Raw genomic sequence first — 16337 nt, forward strand, 5'->3', positions numbered from 1 at the left:
GCCGGCCAGCGGCCGGCTCTACCAGGGCTTGTCCCCGACCTGGGTTCGCGCTTTGGGTAGTGCCGGCCGCTGGCCGGCAACCTCTTTGAACCAGGCATCGAGAGCAGCCGGCCAGCGGCCGGCTCTACCAGGGCTTGTCCCCGACCTGGATTCGCGCTTCGGGTAGTGCCGGCCGCTGGCCGGCAACCTCTTTGAACCAGGCATCGAGAGCAGCCGGCCAGCGGCCGGCTCTACCAGGGCTTGTCCCCGGCCTGGATTCGCGCTTCGGGTAGTGCCGGCCGCTGGCCGGCAACCTCATTGAATCCAGCATCGAGAGCAGCCGGCCAGCGGCCGGCTCTACCAGGGCTTGTTCCCGACCTGGATTCGCGCTTCGGGTAGTGCCGGCCGCTGGCCGGCAACCCATTGAACCGGGCATCGAGAGCAGCCGGCCAGCGGCCGGCTCTGCCAGGGCTTGTCCCCGACCGGATTCGCGCTTCGGGTAGTGCCGGCCGCTGGCCGGCAACCCCTTTGAGCCAGGCATCGAGAGCAGCCGGCCAGCGGCCGGCTCTACCAGACGGGATCGTTACCGCAGCGGGCGATCCTCGCCGCCATCGCCGCTCTCCGCAGGCGCCGGACCGGCGTTGCTGCGACGCTGCTCCTCATAGGTGCGGAACGCCTGGTGGATGTGCTTGCGCAGCTCATCGTCGTTCCACGGTTTGGTCAGGAAGCGATAGATCGCGCCACGGTTGATCGCGTCGGTCACCGTGTTCAGATCGGTGTAGCCGGACAGCACCAGGCGGATCGTGTCCGGGTACAGCATCTTCACCCGGCCCAGAAACTCGGTGCCGCTCATGTCGCTCATGCGCTGGTCGGACAGGATCACCTGCACGTCGTTGATCGCCAGCAGATCGAACGCATCGCGCACGTTGCCGGCGGCCAGGATGCGGTAGCCATCGCGGCGGAACAGGCGCACCAGCGAGCGCAGCACGTTCTCCTCGTCGTCCAGCAGCAGCAGTGTGCGGTCCGGGCGGGTCTCGGCGAAGGCTTCCGGGCGCAGGTAGCGGCGGCGCAGGGTCATGCCGGCGGCATCGGCCGACATCGGTTCGCCGAACAGGTAGCCCTGGAACACGTCGCAGTCGTTGCGGCGCAGGAAGCCCAGCTGCGCCTGCGATTCCACGCCGTTGGCAATGACCGTCATGCCCAGCTGGTGGCCCATGGCGATGATCGCGCGTGCGATGGCTGCCTCGCGGTTGCCGGCTGGTGCACTCTTGATGAAACTGCGGTCGATCTTCAGCTTGTCCACCGGGTAACGCACCAGCGCACTGAGGCTGGAATCGCCGGTGCCGAAGTTGTCCAGGCTCAGGCTGATGCCTTCGTTGCGCAGGTTGGCCAGTGTCTCGTGCACGAAATTGACATTGTTGGTCAGCGCGCTTTCGTTGATCTCCAGCGTCAGCATCTGTGCCGGCACGCCCGCGGCCTGGATCAGGCCCATCACTTCAGCGAAGAAGTTCGGCCGCAGCAGCTGCAGGGTGGAGACATTCACGGCAATGGTGAAGTCGTCGAAGCCCTGGTCGCGCCACAGGCGGGCCTGCTTGAGCGCGCCTTCCAGCACCCAGGTGCCGATCTGCACGATGATGCCCAGCCGCTCGGCGGTGCGCATGAAGCGCTCCGGCACCAGCATGCCCAGCGTGGGGGACTGCCAGCGCAGCAGCGCCTCCATGCCCACCACATGGCCGTCGCGGGCACTGACCAGCGGCTGGTAGCGAAGTTTCAGCTCGCCGTTGGGGATCGCGTCGACGATCTGGCGCGCGATGATGCTCTCGCTGTGCGCGCTCGGCGGGGTATCCACTGCATGGATGCGCACCGCGTTTCCACCTTCGCGGGCCGCCTGGTACAGCGCATCCTCGGCGTGGTCGAGCAGTCGCGAGGCGTTACTGGCGTGTTCCGGGCACAGGCTCACCCCCAGCTTGCCAGTCATGAACAGCGTGTACGGCAGCACCGACAGGGGCAACTCCATCTGTTGCCGGATCTCCTCGGCGAAGTCCTCCGGCAGCGGCACGTCGGCGTTGCGCGGGACTGCGATCAGGAACTCGTCGCTGCCATGCCGCCACAGTTTGCCGCGACCCCGCAGGTAGGACTGCAGCCGCTGCGCCACCAGCACCAGCGCCTGGTCACCCACCTCGGCGCTCATGTTCTCGTTGACGGAAGCGAAGTGGTCGATGTCCACGTGCATCAGCATCAGCGCGGTGCCGCCGGAGGCCGCTTCGGCGACCATCGCCTGCAGCTCGGGGTTGCCGGCACCGAGGCGATCGGGTGCATCATCGATGCTGACCGGCGGCTGGTTGGGATTCCACATAGGCTCAGTATTCCGGTGACTCAACGGCGGCCATGCTGGCCGCCTGGTAGGGGAGGTGAACGTCGATCAGGGTGCCTTCGCCATGTGCGGACTCGATGCGCACATGGCCGCCGACACTCTGCGCGCGCTCGCGCATCACGATCAGACCCAGGCCGCGCGGGCCGTCCGGGTCGAAACCTTCGCCGTCGTCGCGGATCTGCAGGTGCAGGCTGCGCTTGCCGATGTCGCGCAGCTGCAGGTGTACCTGGCTCGCGCGCGCGTGCCGCAGCACGTTGGTCAGGCTCTCCTGTGCGATGCGGAAGCAGGCCTGTTCGATGCTGTTGTCGGGGCGATGCGGCAGGGGCTCGATCTCGGCCAGCAGCTCCACCTGCGAAGAACGGAACAGCACCCGTGCCTGCCAGCTGAGGGCCGCTTCCAGGCCCAGCGCGTCCAGCTGCGGAGGGCGCAGCAGGGTGGAGATGTCGCGCAGCTTGGCTACCGTGGTGTCGGCCAGGCTGACGATCTGTGCCAGGTCCTCGGCGCGGCGTTGCGGATCGTGCTCGTCCTGCGCGGCATGGGCGGACAATTTGATCGCCGTGATCGCCTGGCCGATGTCGTCGTGCAGATCGCGCGAGATCGCGCGGCGCTCGTCTTCCTGCAGGGAGAACAGGCGGCCGGCCATCGCCTGCAGTTCGCGGTTGCTGGTTTCCAGTGCACTGCGCGTCCGTTCGGAATCACTGAGGTCGCGCACGATCAGCAGCTTGCAGTCGCGGCCACCATAGCGAACCTCGCCCACCGCCAGGCCGGCATGGAAGCTGCGGCCGTCGGCGCGCTGCATGGCCACCACGCTGCTGTGGCCGGGGCCCAGGTGTGGCTGCCCTGCACGCAGCTGGCCGCGGACGCGGGCCAGATCACCGGCAGCGACCAGCGCCGACAGCGGCTCACCCAGCAGGGTATGGCTGCCATAGCCGAACAGGCTGGCCGCCCAGGCGTTGGTGTACAGCACGTGCTCGTCGGAGAGGATCACCACGCCATCGGGCAGCACCCGCACCAGTTCGCGGAACTGCTCCTCGCGCTCGCGTAGCAGGCGCCGCGATTGCTCCCGCTCGGTCACGTCCTGCAGGGTGCCCAGCACGCGGCTGCGGCCGGACTCATCGACACCACTGGCGGCACGCAGGTGCACCATCAGGGCGCGTCCGTCCATCGACAGCAGGGGCAGCAGTACGTCCACCTGCACCGGATCACCCGAGCAGAGGTCGGCCAGCAGCTGTTCGGTCTGGGTGGCGGTGGCAGGGTCGGCGGGAACCAGCAGCTCGTCGAAGCGGTGCCAGCGGCGGGCTTCCGGCGGCCGGCGGCCAAGCAGGCGGTAGACCTGGTTGGAATAGCGGCCCATGCCGGTGGACGGGTCCAGTTCCCAGGCGCCGATGCGCGCCAGTTCGTGGGCTTCTTCCACCCGCGCAAGCGCCTGGTCACGGCGCAGCTGGGCCAGGTCTTCGGCAGTGCGGTCGATGGCAATCAACAAGCGGGCGTTGTGGCCGTCATAGCTGATGGCGTTGGAGCGCAGTTCCATCTGCCGCAGCGAGCCGTCACGCAGCTGCAGCTGGGCACGCAGGATGCACAGTTCCTCCGGCGCCTCGCGGATCGCCTCCAGCTTGGTCTGCAGCGCCTGGTCCTGGCCTGGCGGCCACAACGCGTCGATGGTCTGCTCCAGCAGTTCGTCACGCTCCCAGCCGAAGGCGGTACAGGCAGCCGGATTCGCATCGAGGATCGCCAGCGTGTCCAGGTCGTAGACCAGGATCGGGCCGGGGTTGCCCTCGAACATCTGCCGCAGGCGCAGCTCCGAGGCCTGCTGGCGCGCATGGGTGTGCAGCACATGCTCGGCCAGCGGCCGCAACAGCAGATACAGCAGGCCGGCACTGGCCAGTGCGAAGAACGAGCCCTTCACGCTCTGCCACATCGCCGCCTGCTGCGGATCCGGCACCAGTGCCTGCACGGCACTGTCGGAGGCGATCATCCAGGCCAATGCCATCACCAGGTAGCTCAGCACCACCCGCCGCCGGTCGCGGCTGAGCGCCTGCGCCATCCGCGGGTCGGGAACTGGGGCGTTGCCGGTCGGTTCTGCAGGCATGGAGGGGCTGGATGAAAGGGGCGCCGGCCATCTTACCGCGCAGGTGCGCCCTGACCACTCAATTATCCGCCGCAGGCGCCGTTAACCACTGCGTGCCCCGCTGACGGGCGTGTCATCCGGAGCAAGATCGCGTGGACCAAGGGATCATCGCCAGCCTGCTGCAGCACCCGCTTGCGTCGGCGCTGGTCATCGTCGACCGCACGGGTCGCCCGCTGGCGGCCAATCCGGCTGCGCGCGAGCATGGCCTGCCGGCCACCGTGGCTGCGTATGCGCCGATGCTGGAAGATCTGCGCCTGATGGCTGCCGATGGCGGCATCGTGGCCTGCACGCTGCCGGGTGGCCCGCACGGGCACTACGATGGCCACCTGCGCGCTGTGCACGATGGCGCCGGCAACCTGCTGGCCTTCACGCTGAGCATTCCCGAACCGGTGCCGCTCGGCGGCGGTGGGCGCTGGGAGCTGGCGCTGGACAGTGCCGGCCACAGCCTGTGGGACTGGGACATTCCCAGTGACCGTGTGGTGCGCACCCCGGCAGTGGGCGATGAAACCGCCACCGAGATGCTGGCCCGCGTGCACGGCGAGGACATCGCCCAGGTGCGGGCCGCACTGGAAGAGCATCTGCGTGGCTTGAGCGAGCAGTACAGCGCGCAGTTCCGTTTCCGCCAGGCCGATGGCCAGTGGCGCTGGGTACTGGACCGGGGCCGCGTGGTCGCGCGCACCGCCGATGGCCAGCCGCTGCGCATGGTCGGTACCCATACCGATATCGAACAGCAGAAGCAGCTGGAAGGGCTGCTGCAGGAACAGCAGCTGCACCTGAGCGAGGCCCAGCGCATCGCCAGCATGGGCAGCTGGTCGTTCGACCCCAACAGTGGTCATTTCTGGTGGTCGCCGGAGCTGCGTTCGATGCTTGCGCTGGAGCAGGGCGCCGTACCCGGCCAGCGGCGCTGGCTGAAGCAGCTGCACCCACGTTCACGTGGCGCATTGCGTGCGGCGTGGCGGCGGTTGTGGCGCGATGGCCGTGCCGCCAATCTCGAACTGGAACTGACCCGGGGCAATGAGCCGTCGCAGCACCTGCGGCTGTGGATGCAGCCGTTGCTGGACATGGACGGACAGCCCAAGCGACTGCTCGGACAGGTGCAGAACATCACCGAGCAGCACCAGACCGACGCGTTGATCCGCTGGCGCACCGAGCTGCTCAACCGCGTCTCCGCGCTGGGCCGCATCGGCGGCTGCGAGATCGAGGTGAAGACCCGGCACATGCAGTGGACCGAGGAGTGCTATCGCATTCACGGCCTGCGCAAGGAACCGATCACCCTCGACCAGGCGCTGGCGTTGTACACCGAGGACTCACGCAACGCCTTCGAAGCGGCGTTGGCGCGCATCGCCAACGGCGGGCTGCCCGAGCAGCTGGACCTGTGCTTCTACCGCCAGTCCGGCCTGCGCGTCTGGGTGCAGGTGCTGATCGAGCTGGACCGCCGTGACGGCCTGCCGCCGCGCTTCGTGGTGCTGTTCCGTGACATCACCCGCGAGCGCGAAGCCAACGAGCGCATCGAACTGCTGGCCCACTACGATCTGCTGACCGGCCTGCCCAATCGCGTGCTGCTCGGCGAGCAGACGGCAGAGGCCATCGAAGAAGCACGTGACCGTGGCACATCGCTGGCGATGCTGTTCATCGACCTGGATGGCTTCAAGACCATCAACGACAGCTTCGGCCACGCCACCGGTGATGCACTGCTGAAGGCCGCTGCGACGCGCCTGCACCAGAACCTGCGCAACAACGATCTGTTCGGCCGCTTCAGTGGTGATGAATTCATCGTGGTACTGCGCGACCTGGCCGAGCCGGAAGACGCCGGCCACGTCGCGCGCAAGCTGATCGCTTCGCTGGCCGAGCCACTGCGTCGTGGCGAGACCACGTTGAAGGTCGGCGCCAGCGTCGGCATCGCGATGCTGGGCGATGCACAGACCGATTTCGATTCATTGCTGCGTGCCGCCGATGCCGCGATGTACGCGGCCAAGGAAGCGGGGCGCAACACCTACCAGTACTACAGCCAGGACGCATTGGCCCGCATCCAGCGCAAGCTGGAGCTGGAGCATGCCCTGCACGGCGCCATCGAGCGCGAAGAGTTCAGCCTGGCCTACCAGCCGCTGCTGCACGCCCACCACGGCGAGCCGCCGGCGATCGAGGCACTGTTGCGCTGGCACCGCCCCGGGATCGGCTACTGCAGTCCGGCCGAGTTCATCCCCATTGCCGAAAAATGCGGCGAGATCGTGCGGATCGGCGACTGGGTGCTGAATGAGGCCTGCCGCCAGGCAACCGCCTGGGACCGTGCCGGTCTGCGTTTCGACCGCATTGCGGTGAATGTTTCTGCGGTACAGCTGCGAGACCGCGGCTTTGCCGAGCGCGTGATCGAAATCTGCCACGCCCATGGCTGGCCACCGCAGCGGCTGGAGCTGGAACTGACCGAGTCGGCATTGATCCGTGACACCGACATCCTGCGCCATTGCTTCGACGTGCTGGAACGGCACGGCGTGCCGCTGGCGGTGGATGACTTCGGCACCGGCTTCTCCAATCTCAACTACCTCAACCGCTTCCCGGTGGGGCGCCTGAAGATCGACCGCAGTTTCGTGCAGGGCATGCTGCACGATTCGGGTACGGCCGAAGTGACCCAGGCCATCGTGCACCTGGGGCATGCGCTGGGCATGAAGGTGGTGGCCGAGGGCGTGGAAACGCACCAGGAAGAAGACATGCTGCGCCGCCAGGGCTGCGACGAGATCCAGGGCTACCTGTACTCGCGCCCGCTCAGCCCGCGCGACCTGGCGCAGTGGCTGCGCCAGCCACAGCCGGTTTCGCTGCGCACCGATGCCAGTGGGGAAGTGATGCTGGTGCGGTGATCAGCTGCACTGGTTGGAACTGACCCTGGCTGCTGTGTCCATCCACGCATGGCGTGGATCTACCACAACCCGCTTTGGTGGGTGCCGACCGTTGGTCGGCACGGATGCCTGTGCCTCTCGATCATCCACGCATGGCGTGGATCTACCTCGGAAAATCCGCCCTCAGCTGCATGCGCAGTGCTTCTACAATGGCCGCATAGCGCCGCTTCTGGACCAGATAGCTGGCCAGGAACAGCGGCAGCACCAGCAGCATGGGCGCCACCATCGGGCGCATCGCCACCAGCGGCAACAGCAGCAGCGACAGGATCGCCACGAACCAGCTGCACAGGCCGATCACCCGCACTTCGTGCCGTCGCGCGTTGAGTACGATGCGACCGCGCATCACCGGGAAGTAGCGCAGGCCGAAGCTTGGCGCGAAGCTCTCGCGGAACGCCATGCTGCCATCGGGCAGCGCATGGAAGGCCAATTGCAGCCATCTGTCCTGCGGCAGGTCACGTTCCAGGCTGCCCAGCGAGAGCCGGGCCTGCATGGCCGGTGACGCCGCGATGCGTTCGTTGAACAGGGTGATGCCCCAACTGAAATAACCGGCCACCCAGGCCATCAGAAGGACGGTCTCGATCAGCAGGAGTGCGATCAGGGTGATGGCCATCGGTCTTCCATGAACGGGATCGGTGGATCATGCCACAACGATTTCGCCACCCCGGTAGATCCACGCCATGCGTGGATGTTGCGGCGAGGGCCAGGCGTCACACCGGCGGATGAAAGCTGTCCACCCATGGCGTGGATCTACTTCAGCGCTTCCCCGTCCAACCCCAGGTCCCAGGCCAGTCCCAGCAGTGCCTCGTCCGCCCGCGACGGGGCGGGGCGCGCGTCCGCCAGCTGCTGCAGTTCGCGGATCTCCTCGCGTGCCACATCCTCCAGCTGCTGCAGCTGCTCACGCACGCTCGCGTTGCGCGGGCGCTCGGTATCGGTGAGAGAGGGCAGGGCGCGGATCAGTGTCATGGTGCGGGTACAGGATGCATCCAACGGCGGGTTACAGGCAAAGGCCCCGGTCGAACCGGGGCCTTGCGGGCTGCCGGCGAGGGCAGCGGACATCAGGATCAGAACAGCTCGACGGTGCCGGCGCCCATGCTCTGCTGGGCAACCGGCTTGTGCGGCGGGCGCTCCCATTCGCTGCGCAGTTCGCGCAGGCGGCTGCCGGTGCGCTGCAGGGCGGTGGCGATCTCTTCGTCGAATACGCCGCCATTGCGGTGCAGCAGTTCCTGCAGGGCCACCGCTTCGCGGTTGATCGCGGTCAGGCGGTCCAGGTGGGTGTGCACGCCGCCCAGCGCTTGGGTGGCGATGTCTTCGAACTGCAGGGCGCGCACGGCTTCGGCTACGCTGCCATCGATCGAACGGGCGCACTCGGACACTTCGCGCATGCCGTCACCCAGCGAGGCGTTGATCTGCGCGACGTTGTCGAGCATCGCCGCCGCTTCCTGGCGCGCTTCGCGGGAGCGGTCCATGTCACGCGAGGCCATGTGCGAGACCGTCTCGCGCACCTTGGCGATGGCGTCCTTGGAGCTGTGTGCCAGCTTGCGGATCTGCTCGTTGAAGGTGGTCGAGCGCTCGGACAGGTTGCGCACTTCGTCGGCGACCACCGCGAAGCCACGACCGGCTTCACCGGCACGTGCCGCTTCAATGGCAGCGTTCAGGGCCAGCAGGTTGGTCTGGTCGGCGATCGACTTGACGTCCTCCAGCAGCGCGAAGATGCCATCAAGGTGCTGCGCCATCTGGTCGATGTGCTGCACGGTGGTGCTGCTCTGGCCGCTCACCTGTTCCAGCGCTTCGACCAGCTGTTCCATGCGGTGGCTGGCGTGCTGGGCGAAACGGGCAACGTCGAGGCCGGCATTGCCTTCGTCACCGGCGCGGTCGACGATGCGCGACAGGGCCTGGCTCTGCTGGCGAGACTTGCGGTTCATCGCATCGAAGCTGCCACCGAGGCTGGAGACGGCCTGGCGGATCAGGTCACGGGCGCGTTCCACTTCGCCGCGCGAACCCTCGATCTCGTTGCCGACGAAATTGCGCAGTTCGGTCAGCAGCTGGTCCTGCTCACGCAGGACACGGGCGTGTTCCGGGGAACGGTGTGCCTGGGCGCGGGTGGTCCACCACGCAAAGCCGAGCCAGCTCAGCGTCATCGTGGTCAGGATCGCCCAGCGCAGGGCGGCCGGCCATTCGAAACCGATGGCGAAGGGGAGCAGCAGGGTCAGAGCCAGGGGGGCGGCCAGACGGATGAAAATGCGTGAGTACATGGACGTTCTCGGGAGGTGCACGGAGGATGTATCGGCCGTACCCCCTTTCTCTTTAACGTCGATATGCCTCGAAGTGCATTCTGAATGCGCCGGTTTTCCGGCGCCTTGGCGGCTTCGGGGTCAGAGCCCTTTCCGTGCTGGAAAGGGATCCGACCCCACACCCTCAGGCCAGCTGCCGGTCCACGGCCTCGATCATCGCCTTGCGGCTGAACAGGAAGTCCCAGTAGCTGCCGCCCAGCTGCCGCCACAGCACCGCAGCGCGCACCGCGGCCAGCAGCAGGGCGCGGATCTCGGCCACCACGCCAGCCTGGCCCAGGTAGTGCGGGTTGCCCTGCACCATGACCCGCGGCTTGAGGTGGCTGATGGTGTCGGCGTAAAGGCCTCCCAGGTTGGCCAGCACGTCCGGGTGGCCGCTGTCGCCCAGTTCGGTGGCCTGGCGCTGGGCGCGCTCGATGCCCGAGGCGACCTTGTTCACGGTGGCGCCATCCTGAACGAAGCGACGCTCCAGCTGCAGCACCGACAGGGCCAGCTTGGGCAGGATCGGGTCCTGGCCCTGGCTGCGGAAGTAGTTGTGCAGCAGGCGCAGGCCGGACTTCAGTGCATGGCGGTCACCGAACACCTCCTGCGGCGAGGACGCATCGACACGGAACACGCTGTCCACGGCGGTGCGCACGGCGGCGGCGTCGGAATGGCCGGTATCGGCGATACGGCGTACCTGCTGCAGGGCCTGGGCAATGCCGGCCAGGGCCAGGACGCGGTCGTCGACAGTGAAACTCATGCAGCGATTACCTCAAAAGGGGAAGGGGTGGTGCGCAGGCGCTGCTCCAGCGGCGCATCGGTGGCGGCGATCACCGCGCCACCCAGGCACACGTCACCGTCATACAGCACCAGCGATTGACCGGGGGTAACGGCGCGCTGCGGGCGCGCGAAGGTGACCAGCACGCTGCCATCGTCCAGCACCTGGACCGTACACGGCTCATCGGGCTGGCGGTAGCGGGTCTGGGCGGTGCATTCGAAGCGCCGTGCCGGCGGCGAACCGGCGATCCAGTGCGCGGTTTCCGAGCGCAGGCGCTCGGACAGCATCCACTTGCTGTCGCGGTCCTGGTCCACGTACAGCACGTTGCTGGCCACATCCTTGCCGACCACGTACCACGGCGCGGCCGGGCGTCCACGCACGCCGCCGATGTTCAGGCCCTCGCGTTGGCCCAGGGTGAAATAGAACACGCCCGGATGTTCGGCGATCACGCTGCCGTCGGCCGGGTCGAGGATCTGGCCGGGCCTGGCCGGCAGGTAGCGGCCGAGGAACTCGCGGAAGTCACGCTCGCCGATGAAGCAGATGCCGGTGGAGTCCTTCTTGGCGTGGGTCGGCAGGCTGACGTCACGCGCGATCCGGCGCAGGTCGGTCTTTTCCAGGTCGCCGATCGGGAACAGGGTGGCCGCCAGCTGCTCCTGGCCCAGCTGGTGCAGGAAGTAGCTCTGGTCCTTGGAACGGTCGGCGCCGCGCAGCAGCAGCCACTGGCGGCCGCGCTGGGTCACCCGTGCATAGTGGCCGGTGGCGATGCGCTCGGCGCCCAGCTCGCGGGCGGCATCCAGGAAGTGCTTGAACTTCACTTCGCGGTTGCACAGCACGTCCGGATTCGGGGTGCGCCCGGCGGCGTACTCGGCCAGGAAGTGCTCGAACACACCCTGCCAGTACTCGCTGGAGAAATCGCGGAAGTGGAACGGGATGCCGAGCAGGCCGCAGACAGCCACCGCATCGCGGCGGTCGTCCTCGGCGCGGCAGTCACCGCTGCCGTCGTCGGCCCAGTTCTGCATGAACAGGCCGGCCACGGCTTCGCCCTGCTGTACCAGGCGCCAGGCGGCGACCGAAGAGTCGACACCTCCGGAGACGCCCACCATCACGCGCGGAGTGCTCATGCGACCTCCCGGACCAGCGAAAGCGGATGGCGCTGGCCACCCAGGTAATCAGCCACCACCTGCCAGACCAGCGGGCTGCGCTGGCGCTCGCCGGCGGCCTGCAGTTCGGCCGGGGTCAGCCACAGCGCGCGGTCGATGCCGGTGTCCAGTGGCTGCGCCGGGTCGTGCGAGACCGGGCGCGCCGCGTAGCAGAAGCGCAGGAAGGCAGTGCCGTCGCCGGCAGTCCACTGGTAGCAGCCGATGAAATGGGTCAGCTGCACCGTCCAGCCGGTTTCCTCGCGGGTCTCGCGCAGGGCTGCCTCGGCCAGGCTTTCGCCCGGCTCGAGGTGGCCGGCCGGCTGGTTCAGCACCTGCCGGCCATCGATGGTCTCTTCAACCAGCAGCACGCGGCCGCCGTCGACCACCACCGTGGCAACGGTGGCGTGCGGTGCCCAGCGCGGGTCCGGCGTGGCGTTCAACTCAGAACTCGTCCTTCTTGGTCAGTTCCAGCTCCATGGCGTCGGCGGTGCGGATGGCCGCATCGATGGCGTCGCTGAGCTGGTCGGCAGTGGCATCGGCGTCGATCTTGACCACGAACATGGCGGTGGTGTCCTGCTTTACCCAGCCGCCCATCTTGGCATCCTGCGAATCTTCCAGCAGGCGGTTGGCCACGGTCACCGGGAACTGCTTGGTCTTCGCGTTGTAGGCCGGCGACCAGATCTCGCGGATGTTGTGGGTACCGAAATCTTCCACCGACGAACGCACGTAGACCATCTGGGTGCGGTCACCCTCGACGTCGAAGACCATGCGGTAGTCGCCGTCCTCATCGACTTCGTAGGTGTAGCCCAGCTTGTCCAGATGGCGGGCCACGGCCTTGTCGGCGTCTGCGGCGGCAGCGGAACCGGTGGCAGCCAGAGCGATCAGGAGGGCGGGGAGAAGGGTCCTTTTCATGAAGATCCTGTGAAACAGTGTTGAGAGAGGGTGCAATTGTGACGGTGGGCGTGCGTGCCGTCCAATCTGCGGCAGGCCGACGCAGGCGCGCCCGAGCCTCTATAATGGCCCGATGCCCCATGAGTCTTCCCCCGATTCCCAGCACGAGCACGGCGTCGCCGTAGAGGCCGCGCGCCCGGAAGTGGCGCCGCCGCCGTTCTACCAGGTGATGCTGCTCAATGACGACTACACCCCGATGGATTTCGTGGTGGATGTGCTGCAGCAGTTCTTCAGCATGGACCTGGACAAGGCCACGCAGGTGATGCTGCACGTCCATACCCGCGGCCGCGGCGTGTGCGGGGTGTTCACCCGCGAAGTGGCCGAGACCAAGGTCGCCCAGGTCAACGAGTACTCGCGGATGAACCAGCACCCGCTGCTGTGCACGATGGAAAAGGCCTGACCGGCTGCCGGTTCTCGTCCGGGCACATCGATCCCGGATGGGTGTGCCCACCAAGGTGGGCACCTACCAAGGCAGAAGCCCGTATCGACCGTGGATGGGGCGTGCCCGCCAAGGTGCGCACCTGCCAAGCGCGGGTCTCACCTCTCCGCCAGCGCCTCCAGGGCCATCCGGGCGACTGTCTCGTCGATATCGGCCGGGTCGCCGTCATCCCTGAACCACACTGCCGACAGCGCAGTGCTGGCCGCGATCCAGCGCAGCAGGCGTGTGCGTTCCAGTTCGGCCAGCGCACAGACCTGCTCAAGGCGGATCGCAAACCGCTCGGGCCGCGTCGCAACGTGGATGCCCGGACCACAGAGGTCCGGGTTGCTGAACATCGTCGTGTAATCGAACGCACGGTCCCCCAGCAGTCGCTTCGGGTCGATCGCCAACCAGCCGCGCGGGCCGAAATCCAGCACATTGTCATGATGCAGGTCGCCGTGCAGCGGGCGGATCTCCTGTTCGTCATGCAGCAGCCCCTCCGCCAGTGATCTGCACTGTTCCAGCAGTGGCGGCAGCACAGCCCTTGGCTGCAGCAGGTCGGCGAACCATGTACGCAGGCAGACCAGTTCCGCTGGCGGCGCGCTCCGTGGCCGGTGCAGCCGCTGCAGGACCTGGCACAGGATCGCGGTGCAGGCGTCATCGTCGCCCTCGATCGAGCGTTGCCGCAGCGAGTCACCGCGGGCACGCTCGATCAGGATCGCAGGCCCCTCGTGGGCCAGCAGGCGGGCGGCGCCATCGCCGTTCCACCAGCGTAGCAGGCGATGACTGTTCTGCTCCTCGGTCTCGCTGCTGATCTTCAGCATCGCTGGCTCGCCCGCAGCGGTCAGCACCGGCCAGAGCCGGGCGTGAGGCGTACGGAGGGCCGGGCCATCACGCCGCAATCGCCAGCGGCTCAGGTAGGGTTCGCTCATGCTGTGTGGGCTGTCCTGGAGTGAATGAAGATCAAGCGATCTGTACTGCTAACGCCATCTGAACGCAGCAATCCGCTAGGGTGATGGAAATCGCGTAGTCAGGCCGCATATTGTCCCCATCTGCCGCCGGAGTAATCCATGTTCAGCAAAGACCTCGAACACACCATCGGCCAGTGCTACAAGCGCGCCCGTGAGGCCCGGCATGAGTTCATGACGGTCGAACACCTGCTGCTGGCACTGCTCGACAACCCGTCAGCCCAGGCCGTACTGAAGGCCTGTGGTGCCGATGCCGACCGCCTGCGCCAGGAGCTGGAGCAGGCCATCGAGGCCTCCGTGTCCCGCCTGGCGGAAGACGATGGCCGCGACACCCAGCCGACGCTGGGCTTCCAGCGTGTGCTGCAGCGGGCCGTGTACCACGTGCAGTCCTCGGGCAAGAAGGAGGTCACCGGCGCCAATGTGCTGGTCGCCATCTTCGGCGAAAAGGACTCCCACGCCGTCTATTACCTCAACCAGCAGGATGTGACCCGGCTGGATGTGGTCAATTACCTGTCCCATGGCATCGCCAAGCTGGGCGATGAAGGCGAGCAGTCGTCTTCGTCCCCGGAGGGCGAGAGCCGCATGGAAGGCGGGGAGGGCGAGCCCAAGGGGGATGCGCTGACCGAATTCGCCAGCAACCTCAACGACCAGGCCCGGGCAGGTCGCATCGACCCCCTGGTCGGCCGTGCCGACGAGATCGAGCGCACCATCCAGGTCCTCTGCCGCCGCCGCAAGAACAATCCGCTGTACGTCGGTGAGGCGGGCGTAGGCAAGACGGCCATCGCCGAGGGCCTGGCCCGCCGCATCATCGAAGGCTCGGTGCCCGACGTGCTGGCCGACGCGGTGATCTACTCGCTCGACCTGGGCGCACTGGTGGCTGGTACCAAGTACCGTGGCGACTTCGAGAAGCGCCTGAAGAGCGTGCTGACCGCGCTGAAGAAGGTGCCCAACGCGGTGCTGTTCATCGACGAGATCCACACCATCATCGGTGCCGGTTCGGCGTCGGGCGGCACCATGGATGCGTCCAACCTGATCAAGCCGGCGCTGGCGTCGGGCGAGCTGCGCTGCATCGGCTCGACCACGTTCCAGGAATACCGCGGCATCTTCGAGAAGGACCGCGCGCTGGCGCGCCGCTTCCAGAAGATCGACATCGTCGAGCCGACGGTGGGCGAGACCTACGAGATCCTGCAGGGCCTGAAGTCCAAGTACGAGCTGCATCACGGTGTGACCTACTCCGACGAGGCCCTGCAGGCCGCAGTGGACCTGTCGGTGAAGCACATCGGCGACCGCCTGCTGCCGGACAAGGCCATCGACGTGATCGACGAGGCCGGTGCCCGCCAGCGCCTGCTGCCCGAGGAGCAGCGCAAGGAGCTGATCGACGTCGAGGAGGTCGAGGCGATCGTGGCCAAGATGGCGCGGATCCCGGCCAAGCAGGTCAGTGCCACCGACAAGGATGTGCTGCAGCACCTGGAGCGCAACCTGAAGATGGTGATCTTCGGCCAGGACCCGGCCATCGAGACGCTGTCCTCGGCGATCAAGCTGGCCCGTTCGGGCCTGGGCAACCCGGAAAAGCCGATCGGCAATTTCCTGTTCGCCGGCCCGACCGGTGTCGGCAAGACCGAAGTGACCAAGCAGCTGGCGTTGCAGCTGGGCATCGAGCTGGTCCGCTTCGACATGTCCGAGTACATGGAGCCGCATTCGATCAGCCGCCTGATCGGCGCGCCTCCGGGCTACGTCGGTTTCGACCAGGGCGGCCTGCTGACCGAGAAGATCGTCAAGACGCCGCATTGCGTGCTGCTGCTGGATGAGATCGAGAAGGCGCATCCGGACATCTTCAACATCCTGTTGCAGGTGATGGACCGCGGTGTGCTGACCGATACCAACGGTCGCGAAGCGAACTTCAAGAACGTGGTGCTGGTGATGACTACCAATGCCGGCGCCGCGCAGGCCTCGCGGCGGTCGATCGGCTTCACCAAGCAGGACCATGCCACCGACGCGATGGAGACCATCCGCCGCAGCTTCACCCCGGAATTCCGCAACCGTCTTGACGCGGTGGTGCAGTTCCAGGCGCTGGGCTTCGAGCACATCCTGCGCGTGGTCGACAAGTTCCTGATCGAGCTGGAGATGCTGCTGCAGGACAAGCACGTCAGCCTGTCGGCCACCCCGACCGCGCGCGACTGGCTGGCCCACCATGGTTTCGACCCGCTGATGGGTGCCCGTCCGATGGCCCGCGTGATCCAGGACAAGATCAAGCGTCCGCTGGCCGACGAGCTGCTGTTCGGCAAGCTGGTCAACGGCGGCAAGGTCAGCATCGACGTGCGCGACGACGAGCTGGTGGTCGAGACCCAGGCCGAGCCGGAGCGGCTGCTGCCGGTCACGGTGGAATGAGCTGACGCCGCAGGCTTGGCGTGAAAGATTGGAAATGACAAGGGCGGCTTCGG

The 16337-nt window shown here is 67.0% G+C and carries 13 protein-coding genes; 3 read left to right on the forward strand and 10 right to left on the reverse strand.

Translation table 11 applies throughout. From position 1 onward, the window contains the following. Positions 1-562: 562 nt before the first annotated feature. Both AC5P7E_RS18055 and AC5P7E_RS18060 read right to left on the reverse strand, forming a co-directional pair. Positions 563-2335, reverse strand: a complete 1773-nt coding sequence (locus AC5P7E_RS18055) for an EAL domain-containing protein (RefSeq protein WP_005409582.1) — start codon at positions 2333-2335, stop codon at positions 563-565. A 4-nt stretch (positions 2336-2339) separates the two neighbouring features. Further along, positions 2340-4442 (reverse strand): sensor histidine kinase, encoded by a 2103-nt coding sequence (locus AC5P7E_RS18060; protein ID WP_114618421.1) that lies wholly within the window; start codon positions 4440-4442, stop codon positions 2340-2342. Between the two features lie 131 nt (positions 4443-4573). Between AC5P7E_RS18060 and AC5P7E_RS18065 the strand changes: the two genes are divergently transcribed. Then, on the forward strand, positions 4574-7333 hold the full coding sequence (locus AC5P7E_RS18065; protein WP_005409584.1) for a bifunctional diguanylate cyclase/phosphodiesterase: 2760 nt from the start codon (positions 4574-4576) through the stop codon (positions 7331-7333). 142 nt (positions 7334-7475) lie between these two features. Here the strand turns inward: AC5P7E_RS18065 and AC5P7E_RS18070 are convergent, their stop codons facing one another. The 7 genes from AC5P7E_RS18070 to AC5P7E_RS18100 all read right to left on the reverse strand — a co-directional run bounded on the left by AC5P7E_RS18070 (position 7476) and on the right by AC5P7E_RS18100 (position 12471). Then, on the reverse strand, positions 7476-7982 hold the full coding sequence (locus AC5P7E_RS18070; protein WP_012480131.1) for a hypothetical protein: 507 nt from the start codon (positions 7980-7982) through the stop codon (positions 7476-7478). Between the two features lie 137 nt (positions 7983-8119). Then, positions 8120-8335, reverse strand: a complete 216-nt coding sequence (locus AC5P7E_RS18075) for a hypothetical protein (protein WP_032966708.1) — start codon at positions 8333-8335, stop codon at positions 8120-8122. Between the two features lie 98 nt (positions 8336-8433). Continuing rightward, complete coding sequence (locus AC5P7E_RS18080) at positions 8434-9624, reverse strand: methyl-accepting chemotaxis protein (protein ID WP_005409587.1); 1191 nt, start codon at positions 9622-9624, stop codon at positions 8434-8436. Between the two features lie 163 nt (positions 9625-9787). Then, positions 9788-10402 (reverse strand): high frequency lysogenization protein HflD, encoded by a 615-nt coding sequence (hflD, locus tag AC5P7E_RS18085; protein WP_005413279.1) that lies wholly within the window; start codon positions 10400-10402, stop codon positions 9788-9790. Next, on the reverse strand, positions 10399-11541 hold the full coding sequence (gene mnmA, locus AC5P7E_RS18090; RefSeq protein ID WP_099497870.1) for a tRNA 2-thiouridine(34) synthase MnmA: 1143 nt from the start codon (positions 11539-11541) through the stop codon (positions 10399-10401). Before mnmA ends, hflD begins: the two co-directional genes overlap by 4 nt. Beyond that, positions 11538-11999, reverse strand: coding sequence for an NUDIX hydrolase (locus AC5P7E_RS18095; protein ID WP_005409590.1), 462 nt, complete (start codon positions 11997-11999; stop codon positions 11538-11540). The genes mnmA and AC5P7E_RS18095 overlap by 4 nt, the downstream gene beginning before the upstream one ends. Before the next feature lies 1 nt (position 12000). Further along, a complete protein-coding gene (locus AC5P7E_RS18100; RefSeq protein WP_114618419.1) occupies positions 12001-12471 on the reverse strand; it encodes a hypothetical protein in 471 nt (156 codons plus the stop codon). A gap of 112 nt (positions 12472-12583) precedes the next feature. Here AC5P7E_RS18100 and clpS point away from each other — a divergent pair, with 112 nt between their 5' ends. Then, positions 12584-12910, forward strand: coding sequence for an ATP-dependent Clp protease adapter ClpS (clpS, locus tag AC5P7E_RS18105; RefSeq protein ID WP_005409592.1), 327 nt, complete (start codon positions 12584-12586; stop codon positions 12908-12910). Positions 12911-13047: 137 nt separating this feature from the next. On the opposite strand, the gene AC5P7E_RS18110 is transcribed toward clpS, so the two are convergent. After that, positions 13048-13860: an APH(6) family putative aminoglycoside O-phosphotransferase gene (locus AC5P7E_RS18110; protein ID WP_060380214.1), complete on the reverse strand. Its 813-nt coding sequence runs from the start codon at positions 13858-13860 to the stop codon at positions 13048-13050. Positions 13861-13998: 138 nt separating this feature from the next. Between AC5P7E_RS18110 and clpA the strand changes: the two genes are divergently transcribed. After that, positions 13999-16284: an ATP-dependent Clp protease ATP-binding subunit ClpA gene (gene clpA / locus AC5P7E_RS18115; protein WP_005409594.1), complete on the forward strand. Its 2286-nt coding sequence runs from the start codon at positions 13999-14001 to the stop codon at positions 16282-16284. Positions 16285-16337 lie beyond the last annotated feature (53 nt).

It is taken from the genome of Stenotrophomonas sp. YJH_SMC_25, from assembly GCF_059369595.1.